This window comes from Paraflavitalea sp. CAU 1676 (genome assembly GCF_029223285.1).
GTDB lineage: Bacteria > Bacteroidota > Bacteroidia > Chitinophagales > Chitinophagaceae > Paraflavitalea.
Map to the genome: position 1 here is coordinate 276,979 of NZ_JARHUJ010000007.1, position 13,218 is coordinate 290,196.

The following is a 13,218-nucleotide window of genomic DNA, read 5'->3' on the forward strand; positions in this document are numbered from 1 at the left end:
AAAAATAGTGCAATAGCTGGCAAATCCGGGTAAGAATACGTAAATTAATGGTGTCTGACAAGAACTCCCGGAAAAGGGGGTACATTCATAGTAGTAAACTTCACTATCTATCTTCAACTTCCTATCGAACTACCTGTTGTCCGCGTAATCACTAAAACGATACATGACTGCGATGCAAACCCGTCTACGCAGCATATACCGGTTGCAGGCCCTGCTCGCCCTGTTGCTGCTCGCAGCACAACAAGGCGACTCACAACTGTATTCTCCCACACGTAGCAATAGTACCCGGGCGGCAGCAGTGCCCACCCTCAGCAATAGCACCAACTGTCCCGGCAGTATACTAACGGTCAACAGCAGCATCGCCATCCAAAAGATAGAATGGCAAAAGAACAATGCCCCCCTGCAAACGGTCAATGCCACCTGGACTGGCATCACCGTGGCCGGTAATAATGGATCGGGCAGTGGACTGAAACAGTTCGACAGCGCCCTGGCCATGATCATGGATGGAACAGGTAACATATATGTGAGCGATTACAACAACCACCGCGTGCTTAAATTCCCGCCGGGTTCTGATCAACTGACGGATGGTGTGATCGTGGCGGGGGGCAATGGACAGGGCGATCTCCTGAACCAATTGAATAAACCCGCCGGCCTCTTCCTCGATGCAACCGGCAACCTGTTTGTCGCCGACATGAACAATCACCGGGTGCTTAAATTCAGTCCGCCCTTAAGCCAGGCCTCGGTAGGTGTAGTGGTAGCCGGCGGCAACGGACTGGGACAGGCACTCACCCAACTGAACTCTCCCGTAGGATTGTATATCGACAATGCGCAACGACTGTATGTGGCCGATCGCGACAACCACCGCGTACTGCGGTATCCGAACGGGTCCACTTCCCTCACGGCAGGCGTACAAGTAGCCGGTGGCATTGGTGACGGCCCGGCATTAACGCAACTGGATCAGCCGGTCTCCATACTAATGGATGCCGCTGGCGATCTGTTGATCTCCGAATACGCCAACCACCGTGTTACCAAATGGACACCGGGCGCCTCCCCCTTAACTGGTACCGTGGTAGCCGGCAACAACGGCCCGGGCAATGCACTCAATCAACTTCGCTCACCAGCCGGTATCATCTTCGATGCCGATGGGCAGTTGCTCATCGCCGATGCCAACAACGATCGCATCGTACGCTGGAAGATCGGCGACGCGGCGGGCGTGGAAGTGATCAATAACGGCGAAGGCGCCGGCCCGGATCAACTGAACCTGCCCTTGGCCATACAGCAAGATGCGGAAGGACATTTCTTTGTGCTGGATGTGCTTAACAACCGGGTACAAAAGTTCTTCCCCACGATCGTGAAGACCCTTACGGCTGCCGGTGAAGGCGATTACAGCGCTGTGGTCACCACGGTCGATGGATTGCTCGCCAGCACAGGTGTTGTAATGATAGATCCTAACCTCACCCCTGCTGTGACTGTTGCACCTGCAGACGCCGCCGTTTGCCAGGGTAAGATCACCACTTTCACGGCGGCACCTGATCATGGCGGCAACACGCCCATCTATCAATGGAAACTGAATGGCCTCAATGCAGGTGCAGGCACCAATACATTCATACCCGCCGTACTCGCCAATGGCGATATCGTTTCCTGTATCATGACAGCTTCTGCAGATGCGGGCTGCCTGGCACAACCATCCGCTACCAGTAATAATGTGGTGATGATCGTTAACCTGCCACCAGTCATGCAGCCCATCACAGGCACTACTACGCTATGCAGCCAGACTACCTCGCAACTAAGCAATACCACCCTCAACAATAGTGCGGCCTGGAAAAGTCTCTCACCAGCCATCGCAACAGTCAATAACAGCGGTCTCGTAACCGGCGTATCAGCAGGCACGGCAGTGATCCGGTATATCGCCACATCGGCCAATGGCTGTGTGGATAGTGTAGAAACGACTGTAACGATAGATCCCCTCGTAACGCCGATCTTATCCATCGCACCCGTAAACACGGTGATCTGTGCAGGCACCCCCTTCCAACTTACTGCCAGCAGTCGCTTTGCCGGTACAGCGCCCACCTATCAATGGATGTTGAACGGCACACCAACCGCCATTACCGGAGCCAACTTCAGCAGCTCTACGCTGCAGGATGGCGATGCAGTGACCTGCGTATTGACACCCTCGGCAGATGCCGGCTGCCTCGCCAGCCCTACCGTTACCAGTCTACCCTTTGTGATGACCGTATACCCGCGCCCTGTGATGCAACCTATCACGGGCAACCAGGGTATTTGCCCGGGTACTACCCTTCAGCTGGCCACTGCTACCGTGAGCAGTACGGCGATCTGGAAAAGCCTGCAACCAGCCATTGCCGATGTATCGGCATCGGGATTGGTAACGGGCCTAACGACCGGCTCCACGATCATCCGGTACATCGCCGGCACGGCAAATGGCTGTGAGGACAGTACAGAAATTACGATCACCGTCAGCAACGTAGTACATCCTTCTATCACGGTAAGTCCGTCGGCAACGGCCATCTGCCCGGGCAGTGAAGTAAGCTTTACCGCCAACAGCGCAATGGCAGGCATCACACCCAACTACCAGTGGTTGCTGAATGGCTTACCAGCCGGCACTACGGGCACGGTGTATAAAACCACCACCCTCAACCCCGGCGACGAAGTAAGCTGTATACTCACGCCATCTGCGGATGCAGGCTGTGTAGTCAGTTCCAGGATCACCAGCCCACCCATCGCCGTTACGGTGCATCCATTACCCGCTATGGTGGCCACTACCGGCAACCTGAGCATCTGCCCCGGCGCTACCACGCAACTAACCAACGCTACAGCCAACGCCACCGGCCAGTGGAAGAGCTTGCAGCCGGCCATCGCAACGATAGCTCCCGGCGGCCTCGTTACGGGGGTGTCTACCGGTGCTGCCACCATCCGGTACATTGCCACCTCGGCGGCGGGCTGCCAGGATAGTATAGATATCGTGCTCACCGTGAACGCCCAGGTGCAACCAACGATCACAGTTACACCATCAGCCTCCGCGATCTGCCCCGGTGGCACCGTCAGCTTTACTGCCAGCAGCACATTAGCCGGCAATACGCCTGCCTACCAATGGCTATTGAACAATGCAGGTACCGGCATCACCGGCACCGCTTTTTCACCCGCAACATTGAAACCGGGTGATGCAGTAAGTGCAATACTGACGCCTTCTGCCGATGCAGGGTGTATAACGAGCGCCACCGTCACCAGTGCTCCCGTATCCGTCACGTTCAATCCCAGCCCCACCATGGCCCTCACCACCGGCAACTTAGGCATCTGCCCCGGCGCCACGACGCAGCTGACCAATGCCACCGCCAACGCCACGGGCCAATGGAAGAGCCTGCAACCAGCCATCGCCACAATTTCATCCAGTGGTCTCGCTACGGGAGTAGCTACGGGTGCCGCTACCATCAGGTATATAGCCACCTCAGCCGCCGGTTGCCAGGACAGCATCGATATTACGCTTACCATTAGTGCCCAGGTGCATCCCACCATCACGGTCAACCCATCAGCAACCGCCATCTGCCCCGGTAGCCCCATCAGCTTTACAGCCGTGAGCACACTGGCAGGCAATACGCCCGCCTATCAATGGTTACTGAACAATACAGCTACCGGCATCAGCGGCGCCAGCTATACACCCTCAACATTGAAACCGGGTGATGCCGTAAGTGCTGTACTGACTCCGTCTGCCGACGCAGGATGCATAGCAACCACCACAGTAACCAGTGCACCTGTTTCTGTTACCATCCATCCAACCCCCACCATGGCGCCCATTACCGGCAACCTGGCCATATGCCCCGGCGCTACCACCCAGCTGTCCAATGCAACCGCCAATGCCACCGGCCAATGGAAAAGCCTGCAGCCCGCCATTGCTTCCATATCAACAGCCGGCCTCGTCACCGGCCTGGGTACCGGCACAGCAACCATTCGCTATATCGCTACATCGGGGGCAGGATGCCAGGACAGCATTGACATCAATGTTACCGTGAATGCGTCGATCACCCCTACGGTTACCGTCAACCCCTCCGCTACCATGATCTGTAAAGGGGCGGTGGTAAACTTTACGGTCAACAGTCAGGGCGCTGGCACCAACCCTGCCTACTCCTGGTTATTGAATGGGAAGGCAACCGGAGTAACCGCCAATACCTATAGCAGCATTTCGCTGCAACACGGCGATGCAATAAGCTGCGTCATCACCCCGGGTGCCGATGCCGGTTGTGTTACCAGCACCTCCGTAACCAGTGCGCCGGTGGCCATCACGGTCAACAACCCGCCGGTGATGCTGTCAACGACCGGCATGCTGTCGGTCTGTAAAGGCAGCACTACCCAGCTGGCCAACGCTACCCCCAATGTAAAGGGCACCTGGAAGAGCCTGCAACCTGCTATCGCCACGGTGAACAGCAGTGGCCTCGTTACCGGGCAAAGTGCCGGCACCGCGGTTATCCGGTACACCGGCACCACACCCGGCGGCTGTGCAGACAGTACAGATGTGCAACTCACGGTGCGCCCCGCCGTTACCCCTGCCATCACCATCCGCAGCGACCACAACGATACCTGCACAGGCACACTCATCGCTTTCGAAGCCATGGGTACAGAAGGTGGTTCGCAACCCACTTACCAGTGGCAGGTGAACAGTCAGCCTACCGGCAGCGGTACCACGTTTAGCACCAGTCAGCTTCATCAGGGCGATGTGGTAACCTGCGTACTCGCCAGCAATGCCGCCTGCGCCGTTCCGGCCACCGCTACCTCCAACATCATTACCATGACGATCTATTCGTTGCCCGAAGTGAATGCGGGATCCGACAAGACCATCCTGAAAGGCGAAACAGTATTACTGGAAGGAAGATTAAGCAGCGATGTAACAGCTATTCAATGGCTGCCGCCAACCGGTTTGCAAAATACCAACTCAGCCACACCAGTAGCTAGTCCTGCTACCACCACCACTTACCAGTTGGAAGCCACCACCGGTCATGGCTGTAAGGCGACAGACGCCGTAACCGTGTCGGTGATCACGGGCATCAGGATCCCCAATGCCTTTTCTCCCAACGGCGATGGCATCCACGACACCTGGGAGCTTACTGATCTGCAAAGCTTCACCTCGGCAGACATACAGGTATTCAACCGCAACGGCCAGGCTGTATACCACGCCAAGGGATTTCAACCGGGCCGCGGCTGGAATGGATCGTACAATGGTTATGTACTGCCTGCCGGCACCTACTATTATGTAATCGACTTAAAGAATGGGAAGCCTAAACTGTCTGGTTCAGTCACCCTCTTAAAATAGTCAACATGCGCAGATTTTTACCATATGCCGTTTGTTGTTGCTTATTGAGCATGCAGAACCTGCAGGCACAACAGCTGCCGCATTACACGCAATACGTGCTCAATAACTTTATACTCAACCCCGCCCTGGCGGGTATTGAGAATTATACGGATGTGCGGCTAAGTCATCGCCATCAATGGTCGGGCATCGAGGGTGCTCCCGTCACTACTTACTTAACGATACAAACACCTTTGAAGAAAGATGAATATGGCCGCATCACGGCTACCGGTTACCAACCCTCCAACGGCAAGGTTTTGGGCGACCCCTATTTTCGTACCTATGAGGCGCCGCCCGCCCATGCGGGCATTGGCCTCACCGTACTCAATGACCGTACGGGGCCGTTGAACAGGTTTACCGCCTATGGTACCTTTGCTTACCATGTACCGCTGGGGCCGCAGCTTACGCTGGCCATGGGTGCCAGTGCCGGCATATCGCAATGGAGCCTGCGGCAGAACGAAGTGGATTTTGGAGATGGCACGGTCGATCCGGCTGTATCCGGACAGGGTACCATCAATAAATTAAAGCCCGAAGTAAATGCGGGCTTGTGGTTGTATGGACGTAACTTCTTTGTAGGTGCCTCCGTTCAGCAACTGGTACCCGCTAAACTGTCCTGGGCCGATAACTATGTAGTGCCCATAGCCGGCAAACTGGTACCGCACACTTTCATTACAGCAGGATACCGTTTTTTCCTGAGCGAAGAATTCAGCCTGCTGCCTTCGGTGATGATGCGGTACGTAGCGCCGCTGCCACTTGGCGCCGATGTGAATGTGAAACTGCAATACCGGCAGCTGGCCTGGATAGCGGCCACCTACCGGCACGATGAAGGATATGCCGGCATGGCGGGACTCACGATCGCCAAAGGCATTGTCATGGGCTATGCGTACGATTATACCATCACTCCACTCAATACCGTGAGCCGCGGAAGTCATGAGCTCATGATCGGCTTTATACTGGGCAACAAGTATGCAGATGATTCGCCCAGGAATGTATGGTGAACCATTTATTTAGCCTGCAGAAATGCTGACACCACCGGTAGCGCCGGCAGCAATGGTTGTACGCCGGGTTTCAAACTCGTGAGCTCGCCAATATAATCACCATGGCCTCCGGGAAAAATAGCCAGTTGTGCATGCTCTATCTGTTGTTTCATTTCCAAAGCATGTTCCAGCGTATTGACATCCTGGTTGCCACAGATGATCAGGGCAGGTGCTTTGATGCCTTTGATATCAGCCTCTTTGATCTCCGGGAAATTTTGCATGCGGGCAACATCCCGTTTAAACATGGCATAGAGCGCATCCTGCTTGCCGGGATTGATGTCGAGGAACGCCTCTTTAAAAGGCTGGGGCATTTCATCAAAGCTGGCCTTCGCCATCATCGGAAAGAACCAGGGCTGCGCGCCCGTCTTCTTGTAGAAAGTAGAAGCCACAATGATCTTGTTCACCAGTTGAGGATGGCGGATAGCAACTTCCAGCGTAGTGCTGGCGCCATTGCTGAAACCAAAAATATCGGCTTTGGCAATATGCAGCTGTTTCAGCAGGGCGGCAATATCATCAGCGTCCTGAGTAAAGCTAAGGGGGCGGTCTATATCGGGCGTGTGACCATGCGCCTGCATTTCTACGGCAATCACCTGGTGCGTTTGGGCCAGCAGGGGAAGCATACGCCCCCAGGTAGTACCGATCGTTGACCCGCCACCATGTATCAGCACAAGCGGAAACCCTGTGCCATGAACTTCGTAATATAGTTTGAGTCCGTTGATGTTGGCATACTGTCCGGTGGCAGTTTGTGCGTTGGTCATGGTAGTAAATGTTGTCATAAATAACAGTGCAAGAAGTTTTTTCATCATGGGTATTTTGCCCGCTAAAGGTAAAGGCCCCGCTAAAGATACGAACGGGGGCATTGCGACAAAACCACTGGCCTTTTACGAAGGCAATCAATAAAAAAGGCTCCGCTGGGTGGCGGAGCCGCTCGGCAGCCATTGCTGCCGGGTGCATTGACATGATCATTCGTTTATTTTATCCGCCTCATTGGGATGTGGTGCAAAAGCAAAATGCTGGAAGAAATAACCGATGCGCGGCAGGTACCTCTTCAAGGATCCAAAAAGACCAATTGACAGGAAACCAGGCGCTGGCGCAGGCAAGCTAACCGGCAACTCTTCGGTCCATCTTTTTGTTTCACTGAATATCCTTGAATTCAGCTTAAAAGCAATATGCCGGATCTTGTCGAGCGTACGCGCATCCGGATCGTTCACTTCTATGGCGCCGTCAATATAATCGAATAGTATTTCGCGGGGCGCAGATTCGCCGGGCAATCGATCGAGCCAAATGGCTGTGCCCGGACTCGTATATGTATAGGTGCTGCCGTTGTCAAGCGTTACCGTCGTCGCATTATCCAACCTCATCTCCGGATCTCTTCCGGCAAAACGACTCCACTCTTCCAGACTGATACCACGGCCGTTTGAATGCTCAAACAAATTGCTCTTCCTGGTGATGTAGATCTTCTCTTCCATAGTAGTGCGGTTTGATGTAAGGAAAAGCAAACCGACTGCCATTTTACCCGTACCAGCAACCGCATTGAGACTCAATGCCCGTGATAAAAAGCGGTCACTCAATCTGGGTACTAAGCACCCCAGTTCAATAAATTATTGGTCTTTTGTTTTATCATCCGGATTCCGCACTATTTTCTCCGGACTGTTGTTGAAGAGCGAGAAGATCGATTGCTGCAGGGAATGTGCCACATGCGTAAACACTTTCCTGAAAGGCGTCATCATCGTAGAAAAACTAAACCGGGGCACCAATACCGGCTCCTCGGCGATAATATGTCCCGTATCGTGGGGTGTTTCCTTGAACACGCGGGTATTTAACTTAAACGCAATATGCTGGATCTTCTTTAAGGTGGCTGTATCCGGATTACTGATCACGACATTCCCCGATTCATAATCGAACAATACTTCGCGGGGACTGGCCTGACCGGCTTCCCGGTACAACCAAACCGCTTTGCCGGGACTTGGATAGGTATAATCGCTTCCATCCGGCAGCTTTACAGTGGTTTCATTTTCCAACCGCATATCCGGGTCCATCTTCACAAAACCCATCCACTCCTGCAGGCTGATCTCTGTCTTGTCAGCATGATCCCTCAAGTCCTCCCGTCGGGTGATGTAGTACTTATTTTCCATAGCAGCGCGGTTGAATTGTTAATAACACAATGGGCCATCCAATTAATCATAATACAGAAACCCATGATATACACAATATACGATATTCCATCATCAACTGTATGGGTATAATCTGCCACACACAATGTTAAAGCCTGCAGAAATAATAATAGACGAAGGAGATTAGCGGTCGCCGGACATAGCCAGGTGTAACAGGTCCTTTTCACCATGGTCGAATAAGGATAATGTCGCACCATTGGGCATGCGTACAAATGCTACGGTGAAGCTTTCGCGATGACGCCCGAAGAATATCAACAAGCGGTCTACCGATTCACGGGTAGCGCTCAGTATGATGGTAATTAGAGATTCGGTGGTGAATTGGTTTATATGTTCCATTTTATCTTTCTCGAATTCCAGACTGATCAAATCATCCAATTCCTGATCTGCTGTTCTAAATCCGAAAGTCAAAGCACCAGGTATCATAGGTCGCACATTTTAATGGTTCACAAAATCACAATTAGTCCTGGTGCCCTGCAGTAGTAAAAACCATACCAGCTTTATGATGCAGCTACATCGCGCAGGGGAAACACGAAGATAAACAGATCCCGGCTCCTGCAGGATTAAGTTATTATGATATGTGCACAAAAACATAAACGCTGCCAGGACGACAGCGTTTGCCAAATAGTCTTATCCAACGATAGACTTATAACATTCCTTTAGTCTTTTACTGCGATTTATTCTTTGTGCTTCAACATTTCTAAATAACTCTCGGTATGGTCGGTATTCATCTCCACCCACAATGGCAGGTGATCGCTCATTTGATACGTCTTAAAATCGTCGAATGCTTTTTGTGTGGTCACCTTACTGCTGTGTTTACGCGCCCTTTTGGCATAGGTCTTATAGTTGTCGAACACCACATCGAAAAAATTGAAGATGCCGGCCTTCCTGAACGTAATATCATTGTAGCGGTTGTAATAAAGGATCTGGTCATAGATCTTATCCTGCTTCACATTGCTGCCGGGTAAGTTTTCTTTAAGGATAGCAGCGGGTATCTGGAACACGGAAGAAGTGGCCGCTTTGTACGTTTCGCTTTTCCGGTCTTCAATATTGAAATCACCCAGTATGAAAAGGTTATTCGCTTCTTTCTTTTCAACATAATGACGGGCAAAAAAATCCACCAGTTCGGATATCTCCCCTACTCTTCGGTGGTACTCATCCGAAGTTTTGGTGGCATTGCCGTAATAGATATGCGCCGTACAAATATCGAATTTCAGCCAGCCCGACTGGAATCGTACGATATACGGAGAGCGGGCAAATTGTGTTGTATCGCCGGTATCGGGTAAAATGACCTGACCGGCAATGTTCCTGAACGTTACAGTTCTTTTATCATACAGGAAGGCCAGCCTTTCCTTATTGCCCGAAGCGCCAATGGTAACAACACTGGTAAATACGCCCCAGTCGTTGCCCAGTATACGGCAGATGCTGTTAAAATCGTTCAGGTTATCCCTTACTTCCTGGATAGCGATGAGATCGAACCGCGAAATAATTTCGGCTATATAATACAGCGATTCCACCATCCGGCCTTCGTATTTACTGTTACCGAACTCCCGGATATTCCAGGTACCCAGGATGAGGTTGCCGGTAAGTTTCTTTTCGGGAATGCCTTTGTTCTTATCGCTGAGTGCAGCGCGGAGGGTGATAAGATTGTCGATGACGGTGTTTCGGTCCGCTTTGTCGTCAATAAAAAGGAGTTGCTCCTTAACGGGGTTAAGATAGAAATAGTTCATAGTCGAAGTTTATCGGTAAGGAGATTGATGCACGGCTCCCTACCAGGCACTATGAATTTACCAAATCTGTCAGGACACAACAAGAGAATTGTACCCGATTTAGATTAAAGACTTGTGAAAATCAGGTTTTTCTACAGCCCCCGGAAAAATTCAACAGGCATCAGTGGTGGCCAACTTGGATATTTCCCTAAAATAATTACCTTTGCGCCATCATGAAATGCTAATTCTCCCATATCAGTTCATACTGAGCCATTGAATGGCCGCTTCGGCCTATCTAATATTTTTCCCAAACATTCAGACAGCAGTATTTTACCCTGCAGCATTTTTTCACGAATAATTTTATCATGAAAGCCATCCCTGCTTCTACAGCCAGCTATGCAATGTCTTCCCTCCAACGGAAGCGATCTTTTTATTTATTCAATGGACATCATGCTTATCAATCTTCAACATATCAGTTATCAACTTCCCCACCAGGAACCTATATTTCAACAAATTAAACTTACACTGGCGGCAGGCGAAAAAGCCGCCATCGTTGGCCGCAACGGGGCCGGCAAGACCACCTTATTGCAGATCATCGCTGGCAGGCAAACTGCCACTACCGGCGACATACAGTTACGGGGGTCGCTTTATTATGTACCCCAGCACTATGGCCACTACCGCGACCAGTCGATCGCCGAGGCCCTGGGCATAGCGCATTGGCTCACCGCACTCGAAGCAGTAGAGAACGGTGATCTTAACCCGCATTGGTACGAGGTACTGGACCAGCATTGGGATATACGGGCACTCAGCGAAGCGGCCCTGGCGCAATGGGGACTACAGGAGCTCGACCTCAACGATCCATTGTGGTCGCTCAGCGGCGGCATGAAAACCAGGTTGTTTCTATGTGGCATTACCTTGTACAACCCCGACATCGTGTTGCTCGATGAACCCACCAATCACCTCGACAAGGCAGGCCGCGAGCAGCTGTATCAATGGTTACAGCACACCGGCACGGCCGTACTGTTGTGCAGTCACGACCGCCAGTTGCTGCAGTTATGCAATCCCATTTACGAGCTCGATGCCAAAGGCATGCACGCCTATGGCGGCAACTATGAGCTGTATGCCGCGCAGAAAGCAGCCAACACGAACGCCAAAGAACAGGAGCTGGCGCATCATGAAAAGGCATTGAAAGAAGCGAAGCAACAGCAACAACAGGCGCTGGAACGCAAACAACGGTCCGATGCCCGGGCAAGTAAATTAGCCACACAGGGCGGCATCCCCAAGATACTGATCAACGGGCGCCGCAACAGCGCAGAAGGATCCACGGCAAAACTACAGGCAACACATACCGGCAAGATCGGCCTGCTGAGGCAGCAACTGCAAAACGCTGCAGCCATGGTAGAGATCGAACGTTTGATGAAAGGGCACTTCGAAGCGCCCATGTTGCCCAACGGCAAGGTACTGGCAGCCGCCGATGCGATCAACCATGCCTATACCTCCGACAATTGGTTATGGCCACAACCGCTCACCTTTACCTTGCGGTCGGGCGAACGCCTGTCCATCAGCGGTGCCAACGGCAGTGGTAAATCAACCTTGCTGCATTTGCTGCTCGGTAACCTGAGCCCTGCAGCAGGCTCGCTGCAAAGCACACCCGTGCGGGCCCTGCTGCTCGACCAGGATTACCAGCTCATCGACCGCCATAAAACGGTACTGGAACAGGCCATGCATTTCAACGAACGAAAACTGGAACCAGCCTGGGTACATACCCTCCTGGCCAATTTCCTCTTTTTCCCCGCCCAATGGCATCAATCCTGTGCCAGTTTGAGCGGCGGTGAAATGCTCCGGTTATCCTTATGCTGCATGGTACTGCAAGCCAAAGCGCCGGATGTCATCTTCCTCGATGAGCCCACCAACAACCTCGATCTTACGAACATCACTATGTTGGAAAAGATCTTCGCAAATTACCGGGGCACATTGGTAGTGATCTCACACGACCAGGCCTTTCTCGATGCCGTAGGCATCGATACAGAATGGAATTTGTAATGCAGCAGCGTGCGCGTACTGAAGATCCCAGGATGGTACAGTAAGCGCACCAGCAGGCAATCAACGATAACCGGGCAATGCCCCACCCGCATCGCCCGGTTATTTTTTTATTTTGAGCTCAGCTCCGGCCGCGAAAACAACATCTCGCTCCACCTGCGCTCCACCGCATTGGCATACGATTTCAGGAAATCATTCCAGGAATTGCCCCCATTGGCCTCGGCATATCTTTCGGGCATGGGTTTGCGGTAGGTAGGTTCCAGTTCTTTAAGTCCCTCTTTCAACCTGGTAACGATCGCCAGCTGCGGCTCACCCGAGAAACTGGCTTCATAGACCGCCACACTCTCCTTACCCACCTCCCATGCCTTCTTCATCTTCCCCACCATGTCCTTCAACTCATTCACCATGCCAGGCTTGGGATACACGTGGTTGATGATGATCTTATCGGCATAGTCAGTTACCTGCACCGTACTGTACTCTTCGAGAAAACTAACAAAAGACTGTGTACCCGCACCGGTCGTTAATGGCGCCACCATATTGTTCCAATCGGCCATATGCGCAGCGCCGAGGTCTCCGCGGGTATCGAAATCGGTCCAGCTGAGCGGGCCTTCTATTACCTGGTAACCACCGGCATCCGGTCCGGTTTGAATATCGAAAACGCGCCACTTCCAGTTACCCGTATGGTATTTTTTACCATGGTCGGCAAGCGCTTTTTCCAGTGCCAATCCTTTGTCGGGCTTTGGGAATACCCGGAAGAAGTTTATTACATTTTTAGCCTGGCCCCAGGCCAAAGCAGGCAGGAGCAAACAGAGAGAGAGCATCTTTCTCATGACGTAGATTTTTAATGCGTAAATAAAATTGATAGGCGGGTATAGATACCATAGGCACACGGGAGCGATAAGGCG

Annotated in this window: 9 protein-coding genes; 3 read left to right on the top strand and 6 right to left on the bottom strand. The window is 52.3% G+C overall.

What is annotated here, in order from left to right; genetic code table 11:
• The first annotated feature begins 163 nt into the window (after positions 1 to 163).
• Both P2H89_RS23570 and P2H89_RS23575 read left to right on the top strand, forming a co-directional pair.
• Positions 164 to 5,320 carry an Ig-like domain-containing protein gene (locus P2H89_RS23570; RefSeq protein ID WP_275831575.1) on the top strand — a complete coding sequence of 1,719 codons (5,157 nt, stop codon included), beginning with the start codon at positions 164 to 166 and terminating at the stop codon, positions 5,318 to 5,320.
• A gap of 5 nt (positions 5,321 to 5,325) precedes the next feature.
• A complete protein-coding gene (locus P2H89_RS23575) occupies positions 5,326 to 6,354 on the top strand; it encodes a type IX secretion system membrane protein PorP/SprF (protein WP_275831577.1) in 1,029 nt (342 codons plus the stop codon).
• Between the two features lie 5 nt (positions 6,355 to 6,359).
• Here P2H89_RS23575 and P2H89_RS23580 read toward each other — a convergent pair whose 3' ends face one another.
• The 5 genes from P2H89_RS23580 to P2H89_RS23600 form a co-directional block, all read right to left on the bottom strand.
• Entirely contained in the window at positions 6,360 to 7,196 is an 837-nt protein-coding gene (locus P2H89_RS23580) for an alpha/beta hydrolase (protein WP_275831579.1), read from the bottom strand.
• A 159-nt stretch (positions 7,197 to 7,355) separates the two neighbouring features.
• Positions 7,356 to 7,862, bottom strand: coding sequence for a hypothetical protein (locus tag P2H89_RS23585; protein ID WP_275831581.1), 507 nt, complete (start codon positions 7,860 to 7,862; stop codon positions 7,356 to 7,358).
• A gap of 132 nt (positions 7,863 to 7,994) precedes the next feature.
• The gene (locus P2H89_RS23590; RefSeq protein WP_275831583.1) at positions 7,995 to 8,528 is read right to left on the bottom strand and encodes a hypothetical protein; all 534 of its coding nucleotides are present in this window, start codon (positions 8,526 to 8,528) and stop codon (positions 7,995 to 7,997) included.
• A gap of 162 nt (positions 8,529 to 8,690) precedes the next feature.
• Positions 8,691 to 8,990: a hypothetical protein gene (locus P2H89_RS23595; RefSeq protein WP_275831585.1), complete on the bottom strand. Its 300-nt coding sequence runs from the start codon at positions 8,988 to 8,990 to the stop codon at positions 8,691 to 8,693.
• A gap of 251 nt (positions 8,991 to 9,241) precedes the next feature.
• Positions 9,242 to 10,294, bottom strand: coding sequence for an endonuclease/exonuclease/phosphatase family protein (locus P2H89_RS23600; RefSeq protein WP_275831587.1), 1,053 nt, complete (start codon positions 10,292 to 10,294; stop codon positions 9,242 to 9,244).
• A gap of 429 nt (positions 10,295 to 10,723) precedes the next feature.
• Here P2H89_RS23600 and P2H89_RS23605 point away from each other — a divergent pair, with 429 nt between their 5' ends.
• Positions 10,724 to 12,316, top strand: coding sequence for an ATP-binding cassette domain-containing protein (locus P2H89_RS23605; protein ID WP_275831589.1), 1,593 nt, complete (start codon positions 10,724 to 10,726; stop codon positions 12,314 to 12,316).
• Between the two features lie 107 nt (positions 12,317 to 12,423).
• Here P2H89_RS23605 and P2H89_RS23610 read toward each other — a convergent pair whose 3' ends face one another.
• Complete coding sequence (locus tag P2H89_RS23610) at positions 12,424 to 13,143, bottom strand: hypothetical protein (RefSeq protein WP_275831591.1); 720 nt, start codon at positions 13,141 to 13,143, stop codon at positions 12,424 to 12,426.
• Positions 13,144 to 13,218: the final 75 nt, after the last annotated feature.